Source organism: Streptomyces sp. NBC_01460 (assembly GCF_036227405.1).
In the GTDB taxonomy this organism is placed as follows: domain Bacteria; phylum Actinomycetota; class Actinomycetes; order Streptomycetales; family Streptomycetaceae; genus Streptomyces.
This window is the reverse complement of sequence record NZ_CP109473.1, coordinates 3,784,788-3,811,135: the sequence shown is the minus strand read 5'-3', so window position 1 is coordinate 3,811,135 and position 26,348 is coordinate 3,784,788. Positions and strand designations below refer to the sequence as shown.

General features: G+C 71.7%; 24 protein-coding genes. 15 read left to right on the top strand and 9 right to left on the bottom strand.

All coding sequences use genetic code 11. The annotated features are described in order from the left end of the window. Positions 1-90: 90 nt before the first annotated feature. The 10 genes from OG488_RS16895 (at position 91) to OG488_RS16850 (ending at position 8,361) form a co-directional block, all read left to right on the top strand. Positions 91-1,065 carry a Rossmann-like and DUF2520 domain-containing protein gene (locus OG488_RS16895; RefSeq protein ID WP_329230144.1) on the top strand — a complete coding sequence of 325 codons (975 nt, stop codon included), beginning with the start codon at positions 91-93 and terminating at the stop codon, positions 1,063-1,065. Next, positions 1,062-2,075, top strand: coding sequence for a pantoate--beta-alanine ligase (gene panC, locus OG488_RS16890; RefSeq protein ID WP_329230143.1), 1,014 nt, complete (start codon positions 1,062-1,064; stop codon positions 2,073-2,075). Before OG488_RS16895 ends, panC begins: the two co-directional genes overlap by 4 nt. Continuing rightward, positions 2,072-3,889: an L-aspartate oxidase gene (locus OG488_RS16885; protein ID WP_329230141.1), complete on the top strand. Its 1,818-nt coding sequence runs from the start codon at positions 2,072-2,074 to the stop codon at positions 3,887-3,889. Before panC ends, OG488_RS16885 begins: the two co-directional genes overlap by 4 nt. Positions 3,890-3,891: 2 nt before the next feature. Beyond that, positions 3,892-4,938 (top strand): carboxylating nicotinate-nucleotide diphosphorylase, encoded by a 1,047-nt coding sequence (nadC, locus tag OG488_RS16880; RefSeq protein ID WP_329230140.1) that lies wholly within the window; start codon positions 3,892-3,894, stop codon positions 4,936-4,938. Continuing rightward, a complete protein-coding gene (locus tag OG488_RS16875; protein WP_329230139.1) occupies positions 4,938-5,735 on the top strand; it encodes a type III pantothenate kinase in 798 nt (265 codons plus the stop codon). The genes nadC and OG488_RS16875 overlap by 1 nt, the downstream gene beginning before the upstream one ends. Before the next feature lie 140 nt (positions 5,736-5,875). Continuing rightward, the gene (locus OG488_RS16870) at positions 5,876-6,472 is read left to right on the top strand and encodes a hypothetical protein (RefSeq protein WP_329238735.1); all 597 of its coding nucleotides are present in this window, start codon (positions 5,876-5,878) and stop codon (positions 6,470-6,472) included. Between the two features lie 66 nt (positions 6,473-6,538). Continuing rightward, positions 6,539-6,718 (top strand): hypothetical protein, encoded by a 180-nt coding sequence (locus OG488_RS16865; protein ID WP_329230137.1) that lies wholly within the window; start codon positions 6,539-6,541, stop codon positions 6,716-6,718. Between the two features lie 100 nt (positions 6,719-6,818). Next, positions 6,819-7,253 (top strand): BlaI/MecI/CopY family transcriptional regulator, encoded by a 435-nt coding sequence (locus OG488_RS16860; protein ID WP_329230136.1) that lies wholly within the window; start codon positions 6,819-6,821, stop codon positions 7,251-7,253. Between the two features lie 9 nt (positions 7,254-7,262). Beyond that, on the top strand, positions 7,263-7,880 hold the full coding sequence (locus OG488_RS16855) for an amino-acid N-acetyltransferase (protein WP_329230134.1): 618 nt from the start codon (positions 7,263-7,265) through the stop codon (positions 7,878-7,880). 145 nt (positions 7,881-8,025) lie between these two features. Further along, positions 8,026-8,361, top strand: coding sequence for a histone-like nucleoid-structuring protein Lsr2 (locus OG488_RS16850; RefSeq protein ID WP_073750230.1), 336 nt, complete (start codon positions 8,026-8,028; stop codon positions 8,359-8,361). On the opposite strand, the gene OG488_RS16845 is transcribed toward OG488_RS16850, so the two are convergent. Next, a complete protein-coding gene (locus OG488_RS16845) occupies positions 8,340-8,924 on the bottom strand; it encodes an SCO3374 family protein (protein ID WP_329230132.1) in 585 nt (194 codons plus the stop codon). The two genes, OG488_RS16850 and OG488_RS16845, sit on opposite strands and share 22 nt — an antisense overlap. 440 nt (positions 8,925-9,364) lie before the next feature. On the opposite strand from OG488_RS16845, the gene OG488_RS16840 reads away from it, so the two are divergent. Both OG488_RS16840 and OG488_RS16835 read left to right on the top strand, forming a co-directional pair. Next, complete coding sequence (locus tag OG488_RS16840) at positions 9,365-11,890, top strand: ATP-dependent Clp protease ATP-binding subunit (RefSeq protein WP_329230130.1); 2,526 nt, start codon at positions 9,365-9,367, stop codon at positions 11,888-11,890. Positions 11,891-13,009: 1,119 nt separating this feature from the next. Next, positions 13,010-13,732 (top strand): M23 family metallopeptidase, encoded by a 723-nt coding sequence (locus OG488_RS16835; RefSeq protein ID WP_329230128.1) that lies wholly within the window; start codon positions 13,010-13,012, stop codon positions 13,730-13,732. A gap of 19 nt (positions 13,733-13,751) precedes the next feature. On the opposite strand, the gene OG488_RS16830 is transcribed toward OG488_RS16835, so the two are convergent. Further along, entirely contained in the window at positions 13,752-14,336 is a 585-nt protein-coding gene (locus tag OG488_RS16830; RefSeq protein WP_329230127.1) for a TetR/AcrR family transcriptional regulator, read from the bottom strand. A 136-nt stretch (positions 14,337-14,472) separates the two neighbouring features. Between OG488_RS16830 and OG488_RS16825 the strand changes: the two genes are divergently transcribed. Next, positions 14,473-16,071 carry an MDR family MFS transporter gene (locus OG488_RS16825; protein ID WP_329230125.1) on the top strand — a complete coding sequence of 533 codons (1,599 nt, stop codon included), beginning with the start codon at positions 14,473-14,475 and terminating at the stop codon, positions 16,069-16,071. 60 nt (positions 16,072-16,131) lie between these two features. On the opposite strand, the gene cseC is transcribed toward OG488_RS16825, so the two are convergent. The 5 genes from cseC to OG488_RS16800 all read right to left on the bottom strand — a co-directional run bounded on the left by cseC (position 16,132) and on the right by OG488_RS16800 (position 20,528). Beyond that, positions 16,132-17,457: a two-component system sensor histidine kinase CseC gene (gene cseC, locus OG488_RS16820; protein ID WP_329230123.1), complete on the bottom strand. Its 1,326-nt coding sequence runs from the start codon at positions 17,455-17,457 to the stop codon at positions 16,132-16,134. Continuing rightward, positions 17,454-18,164, bottom strand: coding sequence for a two-component system response regulator CseB (gene cseB / locus OG488_RS16815; protein ID WP_329230121.1), 711 nt, complete (start codon positions 18,162-18,164; stop codon positions 17,454-17,456). The genes cseC and cseB overlap by 4 nt, the downstream gene beginning before the upstream one ends. An 11-nt stretch (positions 18,165-18,175) precedes the next feature. Then, the gene (locus OG488_RS16810) at positions 18,176-18,817 is read right to left on the bottom strand and encodes a hypothetical protein (protein WP_405693722.1); all 642 of its coding nucleotides are present in this window, start codon (positions 18,815-18,817) and stop codon (positions 18,176-18,178) included. Between the two features lie 41 nt (positions 18,818-18,858). Then, the gene (locus OG488_RS16805) at positions 18,859-19,443 is read right to left on the bottom strand and encodes a SigE family RNA polymerase sigma factor (RefSeq protein WP_329230119.1); all 585 of its coding nucleotides are present in this window, start codon (positions 19,441-19,443) and stop codon (positions 18,859-18,861) included. 182 nt (positions 19,444-19,625) lie between these two features. After that, the gene (locus OG488_RS16800) at positions 19,626-20,528 is read right to left on the bottom strand and encodes an A/G-specific adenine glycosylase (RefSeq protein ID WP_329230117.1); all 903 of its coding nucleotides are present in this window, start codon (positions 20,526-20,528) and stop codon (positions 19,626-19,628) included. Positions 20,529-20,789: 261 nt separating this feature from the next. On the opposite strand from OG488_RS16800, the gene OG488_RS16795 reads away from it, so the two are divergent. Beyond that, positions 20,790-21,626, top strand: a complete 837-nt coding sequence (locus OG488_RS16795) for a hypothetical protein (protein WP_329238731.1) — start codon at positions 20,790-20,792, stop codon at positions 21,624-21,626. A 135-nt stretch (positions 21,627-21,761) separates the two neighbouring features. On the opposite strand, the gene disA is transcribed toward OG488_RS16795, so the two are convergent. Both disA and radA read right to left on the bottom strand, forming a co-directional pair. Further along, positions 21,762-22,886, bottom strand: coding sequence for a DNA integrity scanning diadenylate cyclase DisA (disA, locus tag OG488_RS16790; protein ID WP_329230115.1), 1,125 nt, complete (start codon positions 22,884-22,886; stop codon positions 21,762-21,764). Between the two features lie 80 nt (positions 22,887-22,966). Further along, positions 22,967-24,379 (bottom strand): DNA repair protein RadA, encoded by a 1,413-nt coding sequence (gene radA / locus OG488_RS16785; protein ID WP_329230113.1) that lies wholly within the window; start codon positions 24,377-24,379, stop codon positions 22,967-22,969. Positions 24,380-24,565: 186 nt separating this feature from the next. Here radA and OG488_RS16780 point away from each other — a divergent pair, with 186 nt between their 5' ends. Beyond that, complete coding sequence (locus OG488_RS16780; RefSeq protein ID WP_443074223.1) at positions 24,566-26,347, top strand: BACON domain-containing protein; 1,782 nt, start codon at positions 24,566-24,568, stop codon at positions 26,345-26,347. The last annotated feature ends 1 nt before the right edge of the window (position 26,348 follow it).

Sequence of the window (26,348 nt, the reverse complement as noted above, 5' to 3'; positions counted from 1 at the left end):
GACAGTTGGGGGGTGGGGCGAAACGCTGGCGTAGCATGCAGAGAAATCGTCCGGTACCCCCCGCGGACTGGAACGGAAGGCCATCGCCGCGTGAACGCATCAGTTTCGAAGGAAACCCTCGACGCGAGGGACCGCCCCGCCCGCCTCACCGTCGGCGTCGTCGGGGCGGGACGGGTCGGCCCCGCCCTCGCCGCCTCGCTGCAGCTCGCCGGGCACCGCCCGGTCGCGGTGTCGGGCGTCTCCGACGCATCCGTGCGCCGGGCCGCCGCACTGCTCCCCGACGTCCCCCTGGTCACCCCCGCCGAGGTCCTCGCACGCGCCGAGCTCGTGCTGCTGACCGTCCCCGACGACGCGCTGCCCGGTCTGGTCGAGGGCCTCGCCGAGACCCGCGCCGTGCGACCGGGCCAGCTCCTCGTCCACACCTCCGGCCGTTACGGGACGAAGGTGCTCGATCCCGCGCTGCGGGCCGGCGCCCTCCCGCTCGCCCTGCACCCGGCGATGACCTTCACCGGCAGCTCGGTCGACGTCCAGAGGCTGGCGGGCTGTTCCTTCGGGGTCACCGCCCCCGAGGAGCTGAGACTCGCGGCGGAGGCGCTCGTCATCGAGATGGGCGGCGAGCCCGAGTGGATCGCCGAGGAGTCCCGCCCGCTCTACCACGCGGCTCTCGCCCTCGGCGCGAACCACCTGGTCACGCTGGTCGCCCAGTCCATGGAGCTGCTCCGCACGGCGGGTGTCGGCGCCCCCGACCGGATGCTCGGGCCCCTGCTCGGGGCCGCGCTCGACAACGCCCTGCGCTCCGGTGACGCGGCCCTGACCGGCCCCGTCGCCCGGGGCGACGCGGGTACGGTGTCCGCGCACATCCGGGAGCTGCGCGCGCACGCTCCGCAGACGGTGGCCGGATACCTCGCCATGGCCCGCGCCACGGCCGACCGGGCGCTGGACCACGGCCTGCTCAAGCCGGAGTCGGCGGAGGCCCTCCTCGGCGTCCTGTCGGGCACCGACGCCGTGAACGGCACCAACGGAACACACGGTCCGGGCGAGTCCGGACCGGGGGAGAAGCGATGACCACCGCACCCGCCACCCTGCTGCGCTCCGCCGCGGAGCTGGACGCCCTCGGCCGGGCGGCCGGGGCACGCCGCGCCGTCGTGATGACGATGGGCGCCCTCCACGACGGCCACGCCACCCTGATCCGCGCGGCGCGGGCCGCCGCGGGGCCCGGGGGCCAGGTCGTGGTCACCGTCTTCGTCAACCCGCTCCAGTTCGGCGAGGCCGCCGACCTCGACCGCTACCCCCGCACCCTGGAGGCCGACCTGGCGGTCGCCTCCGAGGCCGGTGCGGACGCGGTCTTCGCCCCGCCGGTCGAGGAGGTCTACCCCGGCGGCGAGCCCCAGGTCAGGATCACCGCGGGCCCCATGGGCGAGCGGCTGGAGGGCTCCTCCCGCCCCGGACACTTCGACGGCATGCTCACCGTCGTCGCCAAGCTCCTCCACCTCACCCGGCCGGACGCCGCGTTCTTCGGGCAGAAGGACGCCCAGCAGCTGGCCCTGGTCCGCCGCATGGTGCGCGACCTCAACTTCGGCATCGACATCGTCGCGGTGCCGACCGTCCGCGACCCGGACGGGCTCGCGCTCTCCAGCCGCAACCGCTTCCTCTCCGCCGAGGAGCGCCGCACCGCGCTGGCCCTGCCCAGGGCCCTGTTCGCCGCCCGCGACCGGCTGGTCGCCCAGCAGACGCTCCACGCCCGCGCCCGGACGGTCCCGGAGCGCGAGGGCCGGGCCGCCGGGCTCACCCGGCTCGGAGAGGCCCGCGCGGCCGCCGACACCGAAGCCGTCGCGCTGGCCCGGCCGACCGTCGCGCCCTCCGCGGTGCTGGCCGCCGCCCGGGCCGTCCTGGACGAGGCGGCCGGGGAAGAGGTGCCGCTCACCCTGGACTACGTGGCGCTCGTGGACCCGGCGGACTTCACCGCGGTCCCCGACGACCGCGTCAGCGGCGAGGCGGTCCTCGCCGTCGCGGCGCGGGTGGGGGCCACCCGCCTGATCGACAACATCCCGCTGACCCTCGGAGCCACCACGTGACCGGAATACGGCTGACCGCCCCCGCCCCCGGCTGGGCCATCGACGCCGACGTCGTCGTGGTCGGCTCGGGCGTGGCCGGTCTCACCACCGCGCTGCGCTGCGCCGCGGCCGGCCTCGCGACCGTGGTCGTGACGAAGGCCCGCCTCGACGACGGCTCCACCCGCTGGGCGCAGGGCGGCATCGCCGCCGCGCTCGGCGAGGGCGACACCCCCGAACAGCACCTCGACGACACCCTGGTCGCCGGGGCCGGGCTGTGCGACGAGACAGCGGTGCGCGCCCTGGTCACCGAGGGGCCCGACGCCGTACGCCGTCTGATCGACACCGGCGCCCACTTCGACACCACCGAGACAGGCGCCATCGCCCTGACCCGTGAGGGCGGCCACCACCGCCGCCGCATCGCGCACGCCGGGGGCGATGCGACGGGCGCCGAGATCTCCCGCGCCCTGGTCGACGCGGTCCGCTCGGCAGCCCTGCACACCATCGAGAACGCCCTGGTCCTTGACCTGCTCACCGACGCCGAGGGCCGTACCGAGGGCGTCACCCTGCACGTCATGGGCGAGGGCCAGCACGACGGCGTCGGCGCCGTCCACGCCCCCGCGGTGGTGCTCGCCACCGGCGGCATGGGCCAGGTCTTCTCCGCCACCACCAACCCGCCGGTCTCCACGGGCGACGGAGTCGCTCTCGCGCTGCGGGCGGGCGCGGAGGTGTCCGACCTCGAGTTCGTCCAGTTCCACCCGACCGTCCTGTTCCTCGGGGCCGACTCCGAGGGACAGCAGCCGCTGGTCTCCGAAGCGGTCCGGGGTGAGGGCGCGCACCTCGTCGACGCGTCCGGCACCCGCTTCATGCTGGGGCAGCACGAACTGGCCGAGCTGGCGCCCCGGGACATCGTCGCCAAGGCCATCACGCGCCAGATGCAGCTCCAGGGCACCGAGCACATGTATCTCGACGCCCGGCACTTCGGCGCCACGATGTGGGAGCAGCGCTTCCCGACGATCCTCGCGGCCTGCCGGACCCACGGCATCGACCCCGTCACGCAGCCGATCCCGGTGGCCCCCGCCGCGCACTACGCCTCCGGCGGCGTGCGTACGGACCTCCGGGGCCGTACCACGGTGCCCGGCCTGTACGCCTGCGGAGAGGTCGCCTGCACGGGGGTCCACGGCGCGAACCGCCTGGCGTCGAACTCCCTCCTGGAGGGCCTGGTCTTCGCCGAGCGCATCGCGGCCGACATCACCGGCGCGGCCGACCTCACGGACGGTCCCCGGAGCGGTTCAGGGGCCGGATCCGGGGCCGGTTCGGGGGCCGCCCCCCGCCGTACCCCGGTGGCGGCCCCCGCCGGAGCCCGCACCGTCCCGCTGCTCACCGCGGAGTCCCGGACCCCGATCCAGCGGATCATGACCAGGGGCGCCGGAGTCATCCGCTCCGCCGGCAGCCTCGCCACGGCGGCCGACGCGCTGGACGCGCTCCGGCGGGACGCGGCCGCCACGGAGGAGGGCGGTCCCAAGGACGCCGTACCCGGGGTCGAGGCATGGGAGGCCACGAACCTCCTCCTCGTCTCGAGGGTCCTGGTCGCCGCCGCCCGGGAGCGGGAGGAGACCCGGGGCTGCCACTGGCGCGAGGACCGGCCCGACCGCGACGACACCGCCTGGCGCCGCCACCTCGTCGTACGCGTCACCGCGGACGGGCAGCCCGTGGTCCGCGCGACGGACGGTGCCGCCTTCCCGCCCGTATGCCCGGGGGACACCGAGGACCCCACCGGCACAGCACCGCACACCAGCCTTCGCACCGACCCCGCCGACGCCCCCGAGGAGCCGTAACCGTGAGCACGCCCGAAGAGAATCCGCGCCCCACACCCGTGGACGTACCGCTGATCCACATCGGCGCACCCGCCGAGTCCGGGGGCTGCGGCGACGGCTGCGGCTGCGGTGACGGCTACGACCCCGACGGCCTGGAGTGCGGCCTCGACCCCGCGCTGGCCCAGCTCCTGGCCGAGGCCGGACTGGACCCGGTCCAGGTCGAGGACATCGCCCACGTCGCGATCGAGGAGGACCTCGACGGGGGCGAGGACGTCACCACCGTGGCGACCGTCCCGGAGGACTCCGTCGCCACCGGCGACTTCACCGCGCGCGAGGCGGGCGTCGTCGCCGGTCTGCGGGTCGCGGAGGCGGTCCTCTCCATCGTCTGCACCGACGAGTTCGAGGTCGAGCGCCACGTCGAGGACGGCGACCGTGTCGCCGCCGGCCAGAAGCTCCTCACCGTCACCACCCGCACGCGCGACCTGCTCACCGGCGAGCGCAGCGCGCTCAACCTGCTCTGCAGGCTCTCCGGGATCGCGACCGCGACCCGTGCCTGGGCCGATGTGCTGGAAGGCACGAAGGCGTCGGTCCGCGACACCCGCAAGACCACTCCGGGGCTGCGCGCACTGGAGAAGTACGCGGTGCGCTGCGGCGGCGGGGTCAACCACCGGATGTCGCTCGTGGACGCGGCGCTCGTCAAGGACAACCACGTGATCGCGGCAGGTGGCGTGGCCGAGGCGTTCCAGCGGGTCAGGAAGGCCTTCCCGGAGCTCGCGATCGAGGTCGAGGTCGACACCCTGGAGCAGGTCCGCGAGGTGCTCGACGCCGGCGCCGACCTCATCCTCCTGGACAACTTCACCCCGGCGGCGACCGCCGAGGCGGTCGCCCTCGTCGGCGGTCGCGCGGTGCTGGAGTCCTCGGGCCGTCTCACCCTCGACTCCGCCCGCGCCTACGCCGAGGCCGGCGTCGACTACCTGGCCGTCGGCGCGCTCACGCACTCCTCGCCGATCCTCGACATCGGCCTGGACTTCCGCGAAGCGGCGGCGCCGGCCGACGGGGCCGGCGCCTGATGCTGCTCACCATCGACGTCGGCAACTCGCACACCGTCCTCGGTCTCTTCGACGGTGAGGAGATCGTCGAGCACTGGCGGATCTCCACCGACTCCCGCCGCACCGCCGACGAGCTCGCCGTGCTGCTCCAGGGCCTGATGGGCATGCACCCGCTGCTCGGCGTCGAGCTCGGCGACGGCATCGAGGGCATCGCGATCTGCTCGACCGTCCCGGCCGTCCTGCACGAGCTCCGCGAGGTGACCCGCCGCTACTACGGCGACGTGCCCGCGGTCCTGGTGGAGCCGGGCGTCAAGACGGGTGTGCCGGTCCTGATGGACAACCCGAAGGAGGTCGGCGCGGACCGCATCGTCAACGCGGTCGCCGCCGTCGAGCTCTACGGCGGTCCGGCGATCGTCGTCGACCTGGGCACGGCCACCACGTTCGACGCGGTGTCGGCGCGCGGCGAGTACGCGGGCGGCGTGATCGCGCCCGGTATCGAGATCTCGGTGGAGGCCCTCGGCGCGAAGGGGGCCCAGCTCCGCAAGATCGAGCTCGCGAGGCCCCGGAGCGTGATCGGCAAGAACACCGTCGAGGCCATGCAGTCCGGCATCGTGTACGGCTTCGCGGGCCAGATCGACGGCGTGGTCGAGCGCATGAAGAAGGAACTGGCGGCCGACCCCGACGAGGTGACCGTCATCGCGACCGGCGGCCTTGCTCCGATGGTGTTGAAGGACTCCTCCGTCATCGATGAGCACGAGCCCTGGCTGACGCTCATCGGACTGCGCCTCGTCTACGAGCGCAACATCGCGCGGATGTAGGACGCCCCCGCGACCACCTGCGGGAACGGCCCGGCGGCGCGGCGTGGGACGCCGCGCCGCCGAGCGGTTAGTTAAGAGGATTTTGTCCCTTTAGCACGTAATGTCACACCATGCCCACGCCCTACGGATCACGCGGCGGCATGGCGTTCAGCGCGGACGAGCTCCGGGTGCTCCGACGCGCTCTCGCCAACGCCCTCCACCCCACGCCCCTGCCGGAAGAGGATGTCCAGGACTGCCTGCGGCTCGCGGGCGCGGTGGACGAGGTGGTGAGCGAGGCGGGCCGGCTGCGCGCCTTCCTCCTCGCCGACCTCGCCCGCTACCGCGATGCCCTCCCCGGCTCGCTCAGCGGCTATCTGGAACTCCTCCAGGACGCCCTCGCGGCCGGGTACGACCCCCGGCCCGACGACCTCGCCGCCCTGCGCGCCCTCCGGGGCGGGCCGGTCGCGGCGGCCCTCCTGGAGCGCTGCCAGGTGGTCGCCGAGCGCTCGGTGCGGGCACGCCTCGCCGGCCGCGCGGTGCCCGCCGTGGCGCCCGCGCCGCGCAGCCGGCTGCTGGCCCTGCCCGGCGGCCTCGCGGCGGCCAAGGAGCCGGAGCGGCCCCGGACCCCGTCGAAGCCTGCCGTGCCGGCCCGTCCGGCCGCCCCCGGCGAGCGCCCGATGCCCAAACCGTCCGAGGTCTTCCCTCCGCGCCGGCGTCCCGCGCCGACGCCCCCGCAGGAGGAGCGGGCCGTGTCCTGAGGGGGCCGACGCGCCTGCGGGGTGCCCGGGAGTGGGCGGAATGCCGGGCTCGCTACCCTGGACGGCATGGACTACGTATCCGCGCTCGTTCCCCCCGTGGTGATGGCCGTCTTCTTCATCGGCCTCGTCAGGACGATCATCAAGAGCCAGGGTGGCCCGAACAAGGCCAAGGAGGACGCCGCCGTGGACGCGGCGCTCGCCCGGGCCGAGGCGGCCAAGCAGGCTCCGAGGCCCGGGAGCGCCTGACCCGCACCTCAGGACGAAGGGCGCACGGCTCGACGAGCCGTGCGCCCTTTTGCCGTTCCGGAATTATCCCATTCCAGACATCTAGCACTAAGGTGATGCTGTGCCTCGCCAATTGGGAGAGCTGGAAGACACCGTGATGACGCGGGTCTGGCAATGGAACCGCCCGGTCACCGTGCGGGAAGTTCTCGAGGACCTTCAACAGGAACGGTCCATCGCGTACACGACCGTCATGACGGTAATGGACAATCTCCATCAGAAGGGCTGGGTCCGCCGGGAAGTGGACGGCCGGGCATATCGCTATACGGCGGTCTCCACCCGCGCCGCATACGCGGCCGCACTGATGAACGAAGCCTGGTCGCAGAGCGACAACCCGGCGGCCGCGCTGGTCGCCTTCTTCGGCATGATGTCCGTGGAGCAACGCGAAGCTCTCAGGGATGCGATCCGTGTCGTGGCACCCACCTTCCCCGAACCGTCCGAGAGCCGGCCCGATGACGGGGCGGCGGCCGATGAAGCGTCGCCGGAGAGCGGGCGATAGCGTCGGGGGATGTCCTCAGAGCAGTCGAAAGCCGAGCACGGCACCGCGTCGCAAACCCGGGCCCATACCGGGCCGGAAACCGGATCTCGCGCAGATCTTCATACCGGCCCGTCGGTAAATAAGCCGGCCATCACCGTCCGTCGTGCCAGGACCAGTGATGTGGCGTCCGTCCGCGGACTCCTTGACGGCTACGTCTCCCAAGGCATCCTGCTCGACAAAGCGACGGTGACGCTTTACGAGGACATCCAGGAGTTCTGGGTCGCCGAACGCGACGAGGACGGCCGTGTCATCGGCTGCGGAGCGCTCCACGTGATGTGGGAGGACCTCGCCGAAGTCCGTACTCTCGCCGTCGACCTCGCCATCAAGGGAGCGGGAGTCGGGCACCAGGTCCTGGACAAGCTCTTGCAGACGGCGCGCTGGCTGGGCGTACGCCGCGTTTTCTGCCTCACCTTCGAAGTGGACTTCTTCGCGGCGCACGGCTTCACCGAGATCGGAGAGACGCCGGTCGACGGAGATGTGTACAGCGAGCTGCTCCGTTCCTATGACGAGGGCGTGGCTGAGTTCCTGGGTCTCGAACGAGTGAAGCCGAACACCTTGGGCAACAGCCGGATGCTTCTGCACCTGTGAACGGCGGAACGCGCCGGAACCCTATGTCCGAATCGCGCATGTTTCCCGTGTTCTTGCGCTCCTGAACCTCTCCCGGGGGTTTGTGTTTTCCGGGGAAAAGCGGTTTCCTTTCCGCGTACTCCATTTTTCGATGAAAGGAAATCCGGTGGCACAGAAGGTTCAGGTCCTTCTTGTTGATGACCTCGACGGTGGCGAGGCGGACGAGACCGTCACGTTCGCTCTGGATGGCAAGACGTACGAGATCGACCTCACGACGACCAACGCGGACAAGCTTCGTGGTCTTCTCGAGCCGTACACCAAGAGCGGACGTCGCACCGGTGGCCGCGCCGCGACCGGCCGCGGCAAGGGCCGTGCCGTTACCGGTGGCAACAAGGACACGGCCGAGATCCGTCGGTGGGCGCGCGAGAACGGCCACAACGTGAATGACCGCGGCCGCGTTCCCGCCGAGATCCGTGAGGCTTACGAGAAGGCCAACGGCTGACCTGTCGGCCGATGGGCCCACAGGTTTTTCCGGGCACGCACGAGCCTGGCCCGGTGGCATTCCGTCGCCGCCGCGTCCACGAGTCGTACGAGATCGGGAGTATCCCCACCCCTGCTCCCGAGGCCGCCGAGGGCAGGGAGCGAGAGTTCCACCTCCTGGCGCGATCCGGGGGGCCGCAGCCAGCAGGCGGCCCCCGGCGAGCCCGTCGCCCCGCCCGGCGGCGCGGGGGCCGGGATGTGCCCGCCGACGCCGACGGCGGACAGGTCGAGAGCGATCCCGCCCCACTCCAGCCAGTCGAGCAGTCCGGGCAGCTCGTCCGCGGTGCCCGCGGCCACCAGCAGCCACATGCGCTCCGCCGCCACCACCACGGGGCCGGTGCGCCCGACCCTGCGCAGTGCCGCGTGACCTGCCGCCGCCGGCAGCTCCAGGACGTCGAAGCGCGGCCCCGTCAGCAGCCGCACCGGCGAGGTGCCCGTCGTGGCCCACCCCAGTTCGCGGGTGTACCACCGTGCCCATGCGTCGGTTCCCGGCGACGAGCGGGGAGGCGGGACGAGGATTGCCATGTCCGATGAACCCCCGGACGCGTCCCGGAGTTACGCCCCGTTCATGATCGATCGCCCAGTGTGTCCGCGCTGGGGGCGTGCGGGAGCACTCGACGGCACGAAGTTGTTCGCCCGTAGCGGAGGAAACGGGGGTGCGCCGCATGGACTGTCAGTGAGTGCGGGTAAGACATCCCTAGTGGGAAGGGGCGACACGCGGGCAAAAGCGTCTCACGTTCGCCATCGGCGTACTGGCGAAAGGGCTATCTGCCTGGCCTGCGGGAACATCGTCTCGCACCATCGGGTTGGAGCAGTTGTCGGCGTTCGGGGCGGGGGATCCGCCAGGCAGCAGGGCCGGGTGTCGGCAGTTGAAATGAGCGGTCCCCGCTTGCGGGACTAAGCTGCGGAAGGACAGGGAGGGGACCGACCCCTTACTGCCTGACCGCTCTGAGGAGCGATTAACGATGTTCGAGAGGTTCACCGACCGCGCGCGGCGGGTTGTCGTCCTGGCTCAGGAAGAAGCCCGGATGCTCAACCACAACTACATCGGCACCGAGCACATCCTCCTGGGCCTGATCCACGAGGGTGAGGGTGTCGCCGCTAAGGCCCTGGAGAGCCTCGGGATTTCGCTCGAGGCGGTCCGCCAGCAGGTGGAGGAGATCATCGGTCAGGGCCAGCAGGCCCCGTCCGGGCACATCCCCTTCACTCCCCGGGCCAAGAAGGTCCTGGAGCTGTCGCTCCGGGAGGCCCTTCAGCTCGGCCACAACTACATCGGCACCGAGCACATCCTGCTCGGCCTGATCCGCGAGGGCGAGGGCGTCGCAGCCCAGGTCCTCGTGAAGCTGGGCGCCGACCTGAACCGGGTGCGGCAGCAGGTCATCCAGCTGCTCTCCGGGTACTCGGGAGGCAAGGAGTCGGCCACTGCGGGCGGCCCCGCGGAGGGCACGCCCTCCACGTCCCTGGTGCTCGACCAGTTCGGCCGGAATCTCACTCAGGCCGCTCGTGAGTCCAAGCTCGACCCGGTCATCGGGCGCGAGAAGGAGATCGAGCGGGTCATGCAGGTGCTGTCCCGCCGGACCAAGAACAACCCGGTCCTCATCGGCGAGCCCGGCGTCGGCAAGACGGCGGTCGTCGAGGGCCTGGCGCAGGCCATCGTCAAGGGCGAGGTGCCCGAGACCCTCAAGGACAAGCACCTCTACACCCTGGACCTCGGCGCCCTGGTGGCGGGCTCCCGCTACCGAGGTGACTTCGAGGAGCGCCTGAAGAAGGTCCTCAAGGAGATCCGCACCCGCGGCGACATCATCCTGTTCATCGACGAGCTCCACACCCTGGTGGGTGCGGGCGCCGCCGAGGGCGCGATCGACGCGGCCAGCATCCTCAAGCCCATGCTGGCGCGGGGCGAGCTCCAGACCATCGGTGCCACGACGCTCGACGAGTACCGCAAGCACCTGGAGAAGGACGCCGCGCTCGAGCGCCGCTTCCAGCCCATCCAGGTCGCGGAGCCGTCGCTGCCGCACACCATCGAGATCCTCAAGGGTCTGCGCGACCGTTACGAGGCCCACCACAGGGTCTCCATCACGGACGAGGCGCTGGTCCAGGCCGCGACCCTGGCCGACCGGTACATCTCGGACCGCTTCCTGCCGGACAAGGCGATCGACCTGATCGACGAGGCCGGTTCCCGGATGCGCATCCGCCGGATGACCGCGCCGCCGGACCTCCGCGAGTTCGACGAGAAGATCGCCGGTGTCCGCCGCGACAAGGAGTCGGCCATCGACTCCCAGGACTTCGAGAAGGCAGCTTCGCTCCGCGACAAGGAGAAGCAGCTGCTGGCGGCGAAGGCCAAGCGGGAGAAGGAGTGGAAGGCCGGCGACATGGACGTCGTCGCCGAGGTCGACGGCGAGCTCATCGCCGAGGTCCTGGCCACCGCCACCGGTATCCCGGTCTTCAAGCTGACCGAGGAGGAGTCCTCGCGTCTGCTGCGCATGGAGGACGAGCTCCACAAGCGCGTCATCGGCCAGAAGGACGCCATCAAGGCCCTCTCGCAGGCGATCCGCCGTACGCGAGCCGGTCTGAAGGACCCGAAGCGCCCCGGTGGCTCGTTCATCTTCGCCGGCCCGTCCGGTGTCGGTAAGACGGAGCTCTCCAAGACGCTCGCCGAATTCCTCTTCGGCGACGAGGACGCGCTGATCTCCCTCGACATGTCGGAGTTCAGCGAGAAGCACACGGTTTCCCGCCTCTTCGGTTCGCCCCCCGGCTACGTGGGCTACGAAGAGGGCGGCCAGCTCACCGAGAAGGTGCGCCGCAAGCCGTTCTCCGTCGTCCTCTTCGACGAGGTCGAGAAGGCCCACCCCGATATCTTCAATTCCCTGCTCCAGATTCTGGAAGACGGTCGTCTGACCGACTCCCAGGGCCGGGTCGTGGACTTCAAGAACACGGTCATCATCATGACGACCAACCTCGGGACCCGGGACATCTCGAAGGGCTTCAACCTGGGCTTCGCCGCCCAGGGCGACGTCAAGACGAACTACGAGCGGATGAAGGTCAAGGTCAACGAAGAGCTCAAGCAGCACTTCCGGCCCGAGTTCCTCAACCGTGTCGACGACACGGTCGTCTTCCACCAGCTGACCGAGGAAGACATCATCCAGATCGTCGACCTCATGGTCGCCAAGGTGGACGAGCGCCTCAAGGACCGCGACATGGGCATCGAGCTCAGTGCCGAGGCCAAGTCGCTCCTGGCGAAGAAGGGCTACGACCCCGTGATGGGCGCCCGGCCGCTGCGCCGGACGATCCAGCGCGAGATCGAGGACATCCTCTCGGAGAAGATCCTCTTCGGTGAGCTGCGTCCCGGTCACATCGTGGTCGTGGGCACCGAGGGCGAAGGGGACGAGAAGAAGTTCTCGTTCCGTGGCGAGGAGAAGTCGGCCCTGCCCGACGTCCCGCCGATCGAGCAGGCAGCGGGCGGCGGCCCGAACCTGACGAAGGACGCGTAGGGCGCATAGCGCCTGAGCATCGAAGGGGCTGCCCCGGACCGCTAACGGTCCGGGGCAGCCCCTTCTCTCGTCCGCGGGCCCGGTGCGGCACGGCCGTCGCCCGGGGGGAGGTATCGGCGGGAGGTGGGTGAGCGAGGGGCACAGCCTGCGCGGGGAGGTCCGCGTGGCCCAGGCCGGCGAGGGACTTCCGCACGCCACAGCGAGCGAGGTGGTCCTCTCGCGGTCCTCTTCCTCCTCGGCCGTCCGTGCCGCCGGGGCCGGGACGCCACAAAGGACTGGACGTCCTTGTTCCGCATCGGCGGAAGCCGTAGTTCTTCGCATCCCCCGGACCGGAGCCGGTCCGGGGGCGACGGCCGACGGGCGGACCGTGGCGACACAGCGCGTGTCCGGGCGGCACGTCGACGCGCCGGGGACCGACGAGGGGCGTGACGGGGGGCGTGACGGGGGGCGTGACGGGGCTGGGACTGTGCCCCCAGGTCCGGACAGGCCGTGCCCAGACGTCACTCCGCATCCTGCCGCCCCAGCCCGGCCAGGCGGAAGATCTTCGTATGCCGGTACGCCGCTACGCCGCTACGCGGCGCCGATGGAGGTCGCGGAGTCCTCCTCGCGCTCCAGCGCCGGCCGCCGCGCTGCCGCGGAACCTGGCGGGCGTACCGAGCAGCACGCCCCCGGCAGGCGCGGATGGACGCCGGTGCGGCCGGGCCTCAGGGGCGCAGGGTCGAAGGTCCCGAAACGGGCAGGCTTCGGGCCCACCGGCGGTGACAAGGCGCACAGGCCATTTCGGGCCTACTAGGCACGCTAGGAGCGGCTGGGGTGACCGGCGAAGGGACCTTCGGCCCGCTCCGGGTGAGACTTTCGGTTTTTAGGTTGTTATGTCCGCAATGCAAGGCTGTGTGCTGGAAGGATGCGTTTCGAGCTGGTGCTAAACGCGCTTCGCGAAGAATGTTCGGAAGATCGTCCCGGCGACGCCCGGGCGGTTGTCCGCAGGCGATTCCCACTCCCTCACCTACGGCTTTTGGTCGTAGATGGGGTGTTTGAGTGTTGTGGGGGGCGCGGGTTACCAAGGTGGAGCAAGCCCGGTCGAGCACCGGGTCCAGTCACCCCGGAGGTACTCACCGCATGTCGAAGCGCGTTACGTTCCAGCACTCCCGCCGCCCGTCCGTGTCCCGCGTCAGTGGCGCCGTCGTGGCCGCCGGCCTGGGTGCATCGATGGTGTTCGGCGCGGGCGCGGCGTTCGCGTCCGGCACGACGGGCACCGCGGACACCGCGGCCCTCGCCGGCGCGGCCACCGCCAGCTCCGTCTCCCAGCAGGCGACTGCGCAGAGCAAGGCCGCCGCCCAGGCGAAGGCCGACAAGGCCGAGAAGGCCGACGCGAAGAAGGAGGCGGCCGCGAAGAAGAAGGCCGCTGCCAAGAAGAAGGCCGCCTCGTGGGAGGCCCCGGTCAGCCACTACGAGCTGAGCGCCACCTACGGCACCGGCGGCGACCGCTGGGCCCACAAGCACTCCGGCCAGGACTTCGCGGTGCCGATCGGCACCAAGGTCGAGGCCGCGCACACCGGCCGGGTCGTCAAGGCCGGCCCGAATGGTGGCGGCGACGGCCCCGCGTACGGCAACGCCATCGTGATCAAGCACGCCAACGGCAAGTACTCGCAGTACGCGCACCTGTCGAAGATCGAGGTCAACGTCGGCGACCGCGTGAAGACGGGCGACAAGATCGCCCTGTCCGGCAACACCGGTAACTCCAGCGGTCCGCACCTGCACTTCGAGATCCGGACCTCGCCGAACTACGGTTCCGCGCTGGACCCGGTCTCGTACCTGAAGACCGTGCACGTCAAGGTCTGACGCGCACACCCCGTAGCCGCTAGGCGGCGGGCCCCGGGTCATGGGCCTTGGTCACCAGTTCGACGGCGACCTCGAGAGCAGCCTTGCGCTTCTCCTCGGGGTCGCCTTCGGCGTCCTTGAGGGCCATCATCCCGGCGTGCATCGTGAAGAGGGCGCTGAAGCACCGCACCTGGTCGGTGAGCGGGGCGTCGGGATCCTTGATCAGGTCGACCAGGGCGATGATCCGGTGCTTGATGGTGTGGCCGATGCTCAGCTCCCGCACCGTCGCCTGGTTCTCCTGCATGAAGACGAAGAGCGGCTCGGCGGCCTTGAGCGCCTCGCTGTAACGGACGAGGATCTCCACCTTCGTCTCCAGGGTGCGCGGCTGCTGCTCGCCCCACTCCAGAAGGGCCTCCACGGGCCTGTTCAGATCCTCGAAGATGCTGACGAGGATGTCTTCCTTGGTCTTGAAGTGGTAGTACAGCGCCGCCTTGGTGACCTGCAACTGCTCGGCGATCTCGCGGAGCGAGGTCTTCTCGTACCCCTGCTCGGCGAAGAGACCCAGGGCGACGTCCTGAATGCGCTGGCGGGTGTTGCCCCGGCGCGGCTGCGGCGTGCTGCCCATGCGACTCTCCCAAGAACTTACTTGACGCCCGGCTAGTTACGGGTCTACTTTCCTCAGTGTAGCCAACTAGCCGGGCGGCAAGTAAGTGTCTGTCCGGTGGCGGACCGGACATCAGGGGATCAGGGGAGCGGACGGCATGGCAGACCTCAGGAAAGCGACGGCGGGCGGCAAAGCGGAACCACAGCAGCGCAGCGTCCGGGTGGTGGTCCTCGCGCTGATGATCGCGATGCTGCTGGCCATGCTCGACAACCTGATCGTGGGTACCGCGATGCCGACGATCGTCGGCGATCTGGGCGGGATGGAACATCTGTCCTGGGTGGTCACCGCCTACACCCTGGCCACCGCGGCCTCCACGCCCATCTGGGGCAAGCTCGGCGACATGTACGGACGCAAGGGCATCTTCCTCACGTCCATCGTGATCTTCCTGATCGGCTCCGTGCTGAGCGGAATGTCCCAGGACATGAGCCAGCTGATCGGATTCCGGGCCGTCCAGGGCCTCGGAGCGGGCGGCCTCATGGTGGGCGTCATGGCCATCATCGGAGATCTCGTACCGCCCCGGGAGCGCGGCAAGTACCAGGGCATGATGGCCGGCGTCATGGCGATCGCCATGATCGGCGGTCCGCTGGTCGGCGGCACCATCACCGACCACCTGGGCTGGCGCTGGAGCTTCTACATCAATCTGCCGCTCGGCGCCGTCGCGCTGGCCATGGTCACCGCCGTGCTGCACCTGCCCCGCAAGGAGCGCCGGAAGGCGAAGGTCGACTACCTGGGCGCCGCGCTCCTCACCGTCGGCATCACCGCGATCGTGCTGGTCACCACCTGGGGCGGTACGGAGTACGCCTGGGGCTCGGCCGTGATCATGGAGCTCATCGCGCTGGGCGTCGCCTCCCTCGTCGGCTTCCTCTTCGTCGAGACGAAGGCCGCCGAACCGATCATGCCGCTGCACATCTTCCGCAGCCGCAACTTCAGCCTCATGTCCTTGATCGGCTTCATGGCCGGCTTCGTGATGTTCGGAGCGGTGCTCTTCCTCCCGCTGTACCAGCAGTCGGTCCAGGGGGCGTCCGCGACCAACTCCGGACTGCTGCTCCTGCCCATGCTGCTCGCGATGATGATCGTCTCGCTGGTCGCCGGGCGGATCACCACGAGCACCGGCAAGTACAAGATCTTCCCGATCGTGGGCAGTCTCCTGATGGTCGTGGGCCTGTTCCTCCTCTCCACCATGGACACCGGCACCACGCGCCTGACCTCCGGCATCTACATGGCGGTGCTCGGCGCGGGCATGGGCTTCTTGATGCAGATCACGATGCTCGTCGCCCAGAACAGCGTCGAGCTCGAGGACATGGGCGTCGCCTCGTCCACGACCACGCTCTTCCGCACGCTCGGCAGCTCCTTCGGCGTCGCGATCATGGGCGCCCTGTTCACCGGCCGTGTGCAGGACGAGATGACGGCACGCGGCGGCGGGGGAGCCACCGAGAAGTCCGCACAGCTGGACGCGGCGAGCCTGGCGAAGCTGCCGGACGCGATGCGCGAGGCGTACGAGTACGCGGTGGCCTCCGGCACCCACATCGCCTTCCTGGTGGGCGGCTCGGTCGCGGTGGTGGCCCTGCTGGCGGCACTGTTCGTCAAGGAGGTCCCGCTGCGCGGCACGGCCAAGCCGGAGGCCGCCTCCGACGGCTCCGACACGAGCGCGTCCGCCGTCACCCCCGGAGCGGCCAAGGCGTCGCAGACCGTCTGAGCGAGCACCCGACGCGAGTGGGCCCCGGAGACAGGACGTCTCCGGGGCCCACCCCTTTCCTCAGTCCGTTCCCGCCTGCCGCAGCACCGGGAAGCTTCCGGTGCTCGTCGGCGCGTGCTCGGGCAGCCACAGCACCGCGACCGCCCCGCCCGTGCCGTCGGGGCCCCCTGCGGGCCCCGCGTTGCGGAACGTCAGCCGGGCCCCGAGGACCCGCGCCTGTCCCGCAGCGATGGTCAGCCCCAGGCCGTGGCCCCGGCCGGACCTGTCGCTGCTCCCGGTACGGAAACGGCTCGGCCCCTCCCGCAGCAGCGCCTCGGGGAAGCCGGGCCCGTGGTCGCGGACCCGCACCACCCTGCCCTCGACCGTGACCTCGACCGGGCCCGCCCCGTGCTTGGCGGCGTTCCCCAGCAGATTGCCCAGGATGCGCTCCAGCCGTCGCGGATCGGTGGAGACCCAGGACTCGTGCACCACCCGCACCGTGATCTCCGGATCCAGCAGCCGGACCCGACGCCCGACGAATTCGCCCAGCGGCAGCTCCTGCAGCTCGGCCCGCTCCGACGCGCTGTCCAGCCGGGCCACCTCCAGGACGTCCTCGACCAGCGTCCGCATCGCCTGCGCCCGGTCCCGTACGAGCTCCGTGGGGCGCCCCGGGGGCAGCAGCTCGGCCGCGGTGAGCAACCCGGTCACCGGGGTGCGCAGCTCGTGGGCGATGTCCGCGGTGACCCGGCGCTCCGCCTCGATCCGCTCGTTCAGCGCGTCCGTGAGGGCGTCCACGGCCCGGGCGAGCTCGTCGGTCTCGTCCCGTACGACACCGCCGACGGCCTCCCGTACGCGTACGTCCGTGTTGCCCTGGGCGACCTTGCCGGCGGCGGCCGCCGCCTTGCGCAGCCTCCGGGACAGCTGGCCGCCGATCAGCACCCCCAGCGCGCAGCCGCCGAAGACGACCGAGACCGATCCGATGACCAGGGCACGGTCGAGGTCGCCCATGATCGTGGCGCTGCGGTCGGCGAAGCGGGTGTGCAGGGACAGGACGTCGCCGTTGGCCAGCGGCACGGCCGCCCAGACGTCGGGCACCCCGTCGTCGTACTCGTCGACATGGGTGGCCCGCCGGTTGTCCCGTATCTGGTCCCGCAGGCTCTTGGGCAGCGACGGGTCGTTGATCTTGGAGCCGAACTTCGGAGAGGGCTTCTGGGTGTTCGTCGCCTCGTACAGCCGCTGGGCGAACAGCAGCCGCTCCAGCTGCACCTCGCGCGCGTTCTCCAGCATCGAGACGCGGGCGGCGTTGTGGACGACGAGGCTCAGCGCCAGCGCGATGAGCGCGCCGACGGCGGCGATCGCGATGCTGATCTTCCAGCGGACCCCGGTCCGCAGCGCCAGCCGCCTCATGCCCGGAGCTTGTAGCCGAAGCCGCGGACCGTCTCGATCCGGTCCTGCCCGATCTTGGTGCGCAGCCGCTGCACATGGACGTCGACGACCCGGGTGTCCCCGCCCCAGCCGTAGTCCCAGACCCGCTCCAGGAGCCTGTCGCGCGAGAGCACCGTGCCGGGCGCCGCGGAGAACTCCAGCAGCAGCCGCATCTCCGTCGGTGTCAGACCCACGTGCGAGCCCTTCCGGCGCACCTCCATGCCCTCGGTGTCGATCTCCACGTCACCGAAGACCAGCACTCCGCCCGCCTCGTCCGGTGTCCCGTCTGCGCCGGGGGGCGTACCGCCCGCACCGGCGGCGTGCCCGAAGCGCCGCAGCACGGCGCGGATCCGGGCGACGAGGACCGCGCCGTCGAACGGCTTCGTGACGTAGTCGTCGGCCCCGGCCTCCAGGCCGAGCACCACGTCGATCGAGTCGGCCCGCGCCGACAACATGATCACGGGCACGGTCGACTCGTCGCGGATGCGCCGGCACAGACTGACCCCGTCCAGGCCGGGCACCATCACGTCGAGCAGCGCGATGTCCGGGCGGTCCGCCCGGAAGGCCTCCAGGCCCAGCAGGCCGTCGGGTACCGCCGTGACCGTGAAGCCGACCCGCTCCAGTGCGAGCTGGGTGGCCTCACGGATGACGTCGTCGTCCTCGACGAAGAGGACATGGGTATCAGCCATGCGAGCGGCTCTCAGTTCTGCGTCGTCTGCGGTGCGGGGAGGTCGCCCTCCCCGCTGCCGACGGCCCGGTTGAAATCGTTGTGCACCCGGTCGGTCTCGGTGAAACGGCCGGCGGTCCAGTGGTAGGTGACGACGTCCTCGCCGGAGGGGTAGGCGACCGAGTCCCTGGACCCGTACACCTGGGTCGTCACCACCAGATCGCCCCGGTCGATGGTGCCGTAGACCGCGGGCACCTCGGCGGCGAAGACGTTCTCGTACGAGCCGTCGCCGCGCTGCCGGTAGGTGTAGGTGCCGACCCCCACCGAATCGCCGCAGGTCATCACGTTGACCACGACGTCGGCCGCCGCACCGTCGGTGAGCGAGCCGTAGGAGGTGTCGACCGGGTACTCGTCGCCGGTGCAGGGCTTCAGGTCGTCCTTGAGCTGACGGCTCACCTTCGGGTCGCTCTTCACGAGCATCACGGCGTTGACCCGCGGGGAGGGCTTGGCCGACTCCGTGGACGAGGCGCTCGACGGTGCGGCACGGGCGACCTGCTGGGTGGCGGCGGGGCCCTCGTCGCGGGTGCCCGTGCCCCCGGTGGAACACCCCGCGCAGAACAGCCCGAAGGCGGCGAGCCCGGCCGCCGCCGCGCTCCCCGCCACCGGACCGGCCACGGGTCTCCCGCGGCCGGCGGTCGTGCTCCTCCTGCTGCCGGTCAGGCCGCGCACCGCTCCCGCCCCCGCTCGTCGTGACGCCTGTCCGGCTGTGCCGGCACGCGCGCCGGTGCCACCTCGGCCTCACGGCTCCGGGCCGCACGGTCCTCCAGCTCCTGACGCAGGCGTGCCAGGGCGCGGTGCAGCGTGCTCTTCACCGTACCGGCGGACATGCCGAGCGCAGCCGCCGTCTCCTCCGTGCTCATCTGCTCCCAGTGTCGCAGCACGACGACGCTGCGCTGCTTCGGAGCCAGCACTCCGAGGACGTCCATGAGCAGGGCGCGGTCGGCGCGCTGCTCGGTGCCGTCGTCGACGCTCGCGTCGGGGAGCTGCTCGGTGGGGACCTCGTCGAGCTTGCGGGCCCGCCACCACTCCGTACGCGTGTTGATCATGACGCGGCGCAGATAGGCGTCGGCGAGGGACTTGTCGGCGATGCCGTCCCAGCGGCCGAGAGTCCGGACCAGAGCGGTCTGCAGCAGGTCCTGCGCGTCCACCGGATCGGGCACGAGCCGGCGGGCACTGCGCAGCAGCGCGTCCTGCCGGGTCCGTACGTACTCCTCGAATCCGAGCACCTCGCCCTGCGCCATGACAACCGCCTCCGAACCCCGTGAATCCCCGTGTACCGCCGTCGGCGGGATGGTCCCGTTCGCCGACGTCGGTGACGTTACGGAGGCGTTGTCACGAGGATGTGCGGAGCAGCCGTACGCGGACGCACGGCTGTCCATCGGTTGTGTAACAGCCGTGGACAGCCCGGTCCGCCGGTGGGCCGTCAGGTCAGAGGCAGCCGGTACCGGCCGTTCGCCAACGGCTCGACCAGGCCGTCGGAGACGAGCCCGTCCAAGGCGCGCGCCCGCTGCACGGGCTCCTCCCACACCGAGTCCAGCGCGGACTGCGGCACCGGTGTGACGGCGTCGCGCAGCACCGCCAGCAGCCGCCCCCGCACCTGCCGGTCCGTACCGGCATAGGTCTGGCCGCGGCGGGGCGGTCCCTGGTGGGCGGGCTTCCCCGCCAGCCGCCACGCGCACTGTCCGGCGATCGGGCAGCGCGTGCAGTCCTCGTTCTTCGCGGTGCACACGAGTGCGCCGAGTTCCATCGTGGCCGCCGCCCAGCGGGCGGCGCGCTCGTCCTCCTCGGGGAGCAGGGCGCGGGCGAGCTTGCGCTCGGCGGCGGTGGTCGCGTTCGGCGGGTACTGGATGCCGGTGGCGGCCCGGGCGAAGACCCTGCGGACGTTCGTGTCCAGCACGGCATGGCGCTGCCCGTACGCGAACGAGGCCACGGCCGCGGCCGTGTACTCCCCGATCCCGGGCAGTGCGAGCAACTGGCCGTGCTCGCTCGGCACGTCGCCCCCGTGGCGTTCCGTTATCGCCTGCGCGGCCCCGTGCAACCGGAGGGCGCGCCGCGGGTAGCCGAGCCGGCCCCAGGCACGGACGGCTTCGCCCGGCGCGTCGGCGGCCAGGTCCGCGGGACGGGGCCAGCGGGCCATCCACTGTTCGTAGACCGGGAGGACTCGGTTCACCGGGGTCTGCTGCAGCATGAACTCGCTCACCATCACACCCCAGGCACCCGCTTCGGGGCGGCGCCAGGGCAGATCGCGGGCGTGCTGCTCGAACCACCCGATGACGGGGGTATGGAGGGAGGCGGGGGGCGTCTGTGTCGAAGTCGTGGCAGTCATCGCACTTACGATCCTGGCACGGAAGAGGGGGCGTCGCGCACGGTTGCGGGGGTGTCGGCCCCGCCGAGGGCTCTGGGGGTGATAACGCCACCCGTTCTGTCCCTTCGTACGGGGCGGACGATGTCCGATCCGGTGCAAAGCGGCTGGAAGCACCCGTGAACGGCCGCCCCGTGATGATGATCCGGAAAACTTGTGGATCAGAGCGGCGGTTGGGGGCCGGAGTTGGCCTTGATCTCTCGTAGAGTTCGGGCCGTGGGATCTATGCGCAATCCGGTCGGGCCGCTTCCCTCCAGCATCTACTGGCGTCGGAGATCAGTGGCGGTGCTGGTGATCGCGCTGCTCGCGGCCGTGATCGCGTGGGCCGTCACCTCCGGGGGCGGCAGCGGCGGCGGGAAGGACGACGGGAAGCCCGGGGAATCCGCTCCCCCTCCGTCCATCACCCCCGGACCGTCGAGCTCCGGCCCGGTCGTCGGCCAACCCCCCGGCGGACGCGACGAGTCGGACGACTCCGGCACGGACGGCGGCTCCGAGGGGAGCGGCGGCGACACCGGGACGGGCGGCGCCGCGGGATCGGCGGGATCAGCCGGTTCCTCCGGATCGGGCGCCGCGGGATCGGGTGGCTCCGCGGCGGCGGGTACGGGCGCGGGCAGCGGCGGCGGCGGAACGAGCGGCCAGCAGGTGCCGGCCGGCTCCTCGCTCCCCAACTGCACGCCCGCCGTCCTCCAGTTGAGCCTGAAGACGGATCTCAGCTTCGGACTCGACGACAAGCCGGCGTTCCGGCTGAGCGCCAGGAACACCTCGGCGGCCGACTGCAAGGCCGACTTCGGCCCCAAGAGCGCCGTGCTCACGATCACCGAGGCCGGTGAGGAGGACGACCAGGTGTGGTCCTCGAAGGACTGCCCGAAGAACGGCGCCTTCTTCCTGAGGGTCCCGGCGGGAGCGACGATCGTCCACACCGTGAAGTGGGACCGCAAGGGGAGCGCGCCCCGGTGCGCGACACCGCCCACCGGCACCGCCGCCCCGGGCACCTACCTGCTGGAGGCCAAGGTCCCGGGCGAGACCGTCCAGCGGGCCTCGTTCGTCCTGGCCAAGGACTGACCTGTCGGAGCCGGCCACAGGGAGCTGGCCCCCCGGGGTGTCCTCGGAAGCCGGCCCCCGGAGTGTCCTCGGAAGCGCAGGGATGCCCCCGGGAGCGCCCTCACGGGGCCCGGACGGGCATCCCCGGCACCGCTCTCAGACGTACCGCTCGAGGATCGACGACTCCGCCAGCCGCGAGAGCCCCTCGCGCACGCTCCGGGCCCGCGCCTCGCCGACCCCGTCCACGGCCTGGAGGTCGTCCACGCTCGCGGCGAGCAGCTTCTGCAGGCCGCCGAAGTGCTCCACCAGCCGCTCGATGATCGCCCCGGGCAGCCGGGGCACCTTCGCCAGCAGCCGGAAGCCCCGGGGGGAGACCGCGGAGTCCAGCGTCTCGGGTGAGCCGCTGTATCCCAGCGCCCGTGCCACCACGGGAAGTTCGAGCAGCTCGGTGTGGGTGAGCGTGTCCAGCTCGGCCAGCGCCTCGGCCACCGTGCGGGAACGCTTCGCGGTCGGCTCGGGCACGTAGTCGCGTACGACCAGCTCCCGCTCCGGCTCGACACCGGCGATCAGCTCGTCCAGCTGGAGCGACAGGAGCCGGCCGTCGGTACCCAGCTCCACCACGTACTCGGCGATCTCGGTCGCGATCCTGCGCACCATCTCCAGCCGCTGGGAGACCGCCGTCACGTCCCGGACCGTCACCAGGTCCTCGATCTCCAGCGCGGAGAGGGTGCCGGCGACCTCGTCCAGCCTGAGCTTGTACCGCTCCAGGGTGGCGAGCGCCTGATTGGCGCGGGACAGGATCGCGGAGGACTCCTCCAGGACCCGCCGCTCCCCGTGCACGTACAGCGCGATCAGCCGCATCGACTGGGAGACCGAGACCACCGGGAAGCCGCAGGCCTTGGACACCCGGTCCGCCGTGCGGTGACGGGTGCCCGTCTCCTCGGTGGGGATGGAGGCGTCCGGGACCAGCTGCACGCCGGCCCGGAGGATCTTGGTCATGTCCTTGTCGAGGATCATCGCGCCGTCCAGCTTGCACAGTTCGCGCAGGCGCGTCGCGGTGAACTCCACGTCGAGGACGAAACCGCCGGTACACATGGATTCGACGGTCCTGTCCATGCCGAGGACGATCAGGCCGCCGGTGTTGCCGCGGAGGATGCGCTCCAGTCCGTCGCGGAGGGCCGTTCCGGGCGCGACCGCGCTCAACGAGGCGCGCATCAGCGCCTCGTTACCGGTGCCTTGGCCGGACTTTCCGGGCGATGCTGCCCGGTCGTTGGCTGCCACTGCACTCCTCCGGTCACAGGTTTGCGGTGCCCTTGCGTCCCTCATACCGTTCGTACGGGCGGGCGAGACCAGGGCAAAGTCTACCGGCGTGCGCCGTCCTCCTGTGGTCCGTCCGGCCGAGACCGGCGGGGGAGGACTCTCAGGGCGTCGCCCATGTCGGCCACTTCCGTGACCTTCATACCGGCCGGGACCTGTCCCGGGTCCCTCGGGACCAGGGCGTGCTTGAACCCGAGACGGTACGCCTCCGCGAGCCTCCTCTGGACACCCGTCACCCTTCTGACCTCCCCGGCGAGGCCCACTTCGCCGATCGCGACCAGGTTTTTCGGGAGCGGTGTGTCGCTGGCCGCACTGGCCAGGGCCAGGGCGATCGCGAGGTCCGCGGCCGGTTCGGTGAGCTTCACACCGCCCACCGTCGCGCTGTAGATGTCCCGCTTGCCGAGCGCGCTGATCCGGCCGCGCTGCTCGAGAACGGCCAGCATCATCGAGACCCGGGAGGTCTCCAGGCCCGAGGTGGTGCGCCGGGGGGAGGGGATCTGGGAGTCGACCGTCAGCGCCTGGACCTCGGCGACGAGCGGGCGCTTGCCCTCCAGGGTGACCGTCAGGCAGGTGCCGGGGACGGGCTCGTCGCGGCGGGTGAGGAACAGCCCGGAAGGGTCGGCCAGGCCGGTGATGCCCTCGTCGTGCAGCTCGAAGCAGCCGACCTCGTCCGTGGCGCCGTAGCGGTTCTTGACGCCCCGTACGAGCCGGAGGCGGGCGTGCCGGTCGCCCTCGAAGGACAGCACCACGTCGACGAGGTGCTCCAGGAGCCGCGGTCCGGCGATCGCGCCGTCCTTGGTCACGTGGCCCACCAGGAGGGTCGACATGCCGCGCTCCTTCGAAGCGCGGATGAGCGCTCCCGCGACCTCGCGGACCTGCGCCATGCCGCCGGGCGCGCCGTCGATCTCCGGGGAGGCGACGGTCTGCACGGAGTCGAGGACGAGGAGGGACGGCTTGACCGCGTCCAGATGTCCCAGGACGGCGGAGAGGTCCGTCTCGGCGGCCAGGTACAGGTGGTCGTTGATCGCGTTGATCCGGTCGGCGCGCATCCGCACCTGGCTGGCGGATTCCTCCGCCGTGACGTAGAGGGTGCGGTGGTCGTCGCTCGCGGCCTTGGCCGCCACGTCCAGCAGGAGGGTCGACTTGCCGACGCCGGGCTCCCCGGCGAGCAGCACCACGGCGCCGGGTACGAGCCCGCCGCCGAGCACCCGGTCCAGCTCGCCGACCCCGGTCGAGCGCGCGGTGGCCTGCCGGCTGTCGACCTGGCCGATCGGCACCGCGGCGGTGGAGACGCGGCCCGCCGCCGTCGTACGGACCGCGGGGGCGCCGCCGAACTCCTCGACCGTCCCCCAGGCCTGGCACTCCGGGCAGCGGCCGAGCCATTTGGCGGTCGTCCAGCCGCACTCGGTGCAGCGGTAGGACGGCCTGTCCTTCGCGGATTTCGTACGGGCAGCCATGGCGTCACCGTATAGGTGAGGTCTGACAGCACCGGCCGTGGGCACGGGGATCGAACGTGCGGGCGATGCGGTATTTCCGGGGGAATGCGGGATTCCCGTCCCCTTTGGAGGGAGACCGTCACTCGTAAGGATTAAATGGAGGAAAGTACTGTCAGGGTTCCACCCGTATCTGCCTACGGTCGCCACGTGACGAGCAGCAGGATGGGGACCCCTACGCACACCACCGGCGCACACCGGGCGCACCGCCGCGAGGCCCGGCCTTCGGCGCCGCGTTCGCCCGCACGTGACGAGCCGTATCTCGACGGCCTGTTCACCTACTGCCTCTCCGTGCTCTGCGACCACGAGGCGGCCACCGACGCGCTCGGCTCGGTCCTGGCGATCGCCGAACGGCAGGACGGCCGGTGCCCCCAGGCCGAGGAGGAACGTAAATCCTGGCTGTACGCCCTGGCCAGGTGGGCGTGCCTGCGGGCGCTCACCGAGCAGCGGCGCGGCCGCCGGGCGCACCGTCGCCCGTCCGCCCCGCGGGGTGCCACCCCGGTCGGGGGGACCTGGCCGGCCGGCGGCCGGGGGGCCCACGGCACGCCGGAGGAGGCCGCCGGATCCGGCGGTCCACCGGAGTCCCCGGCGGCCGAGGCGCGCCGGCGTGAGCTCGCGCAGTTGGCGTGGCCCGAGGCCGCCGGCACCACCCCCGAGCAGCGCGAGGCGCTGGAGCTCGCCGTACGCCACGGGCTCACGCCGCGTGCCGTCGCCGCCGTCCTCGGCCTCGACCCCGCCGGCGCCCGGGAGCTCCTGGCGGGCGCTGCCTGCGAGGTGGAGCGGACCCGCGCCGCCCTCGCCGTCGTGGAGAAGGGGGACTGCCCCACCGTCGCCCGGCTCACCGGCGCCCCCCAGGTACTGCTCTCGGTGACCCTGCGCCGGGAGCTCGTCCGGCACGTCGACGACTGTCCCCGCTGCCGCCGCGCCGCCGAGCGGGCCGGCGCCTCCGGGCCCTGGCCCGGCGCGACCGTCGCCCCGGCCGCCGCCCTGCCGGTCGTCGAGGCGCCCCGCCCCTCCGTGCGCGTCGCCCTGACCCACGCCAGGCGGTCGCGGTCCGGTGTCCCGCGCTTCGGCCGGAGCGGCTTCCCGCTGGATCCCAAGGACCATGCCGCGCGCCGGGACAGGCTGCGGTCCCGGGTGGTGACGACGACGCTCGTGGCGACGGTCGTGGCGGCCCCGGTGATCGCGCTGTGGGCCGCCTACCGGGGCGCGCCGCTGACCGGCGAAGGCCGGGACACCGCGGTCACCGCCACGGACGTGGACGGCGAGGCCGGCCCCGACGGCGATCCGTACGGCCCCTACGAGAACGCGGGCAACGCACGCCCGGAGGACGACGGCGGTTTCACGGACGGTGTCCGGACCCCGGACGTGTCGGCCGAGGTCGTCAGTGTCGGGCCCGGCCCCGACAGGGGCGCGCTCTCGGTCGCGGTCCGTCCGGGCCCGTCGCACGGCCGTACGACGATCGTCCTGACCGCGACCGGGGACGAAGCCGTCGCCTGGTCGGCCCGGGTGGACGCCCCGTGGCTGCGCCTCAGCCGTTCGTCCGGCACGCTCGCCCCCGGCCGGAGCGCCACCCTCCATGTGTTCGTGAACCCGTCGGCCGAGCCGCGGGGGCCGTGGAGCGCCCGCGTCGTGCTCTCCCCGTCGGGGTCGGCGGTCGCGATCACCGGCTCCGGATCCACGGCTCCGCGCCCCGGGAGCCCTGATCCGTCGTCCGGCCCTCCGCGCCCCACGCCGTCCTCCCCGGCCCCGTCGACGGACCCGACCCCCGAGCCCACGGAGTCCACCGCCCCGCCGGACCCGACCCCCACGCCGACGGATCCGCCGACGGAGCCACCGGGCTCTCCCGGCCCCACACCCTCGCCGACGGACGAGACCACCGAACCCGCCCCGTCGACGGCTCCGGGCGAGCCGCCCGGACCGGCAGGCTGAT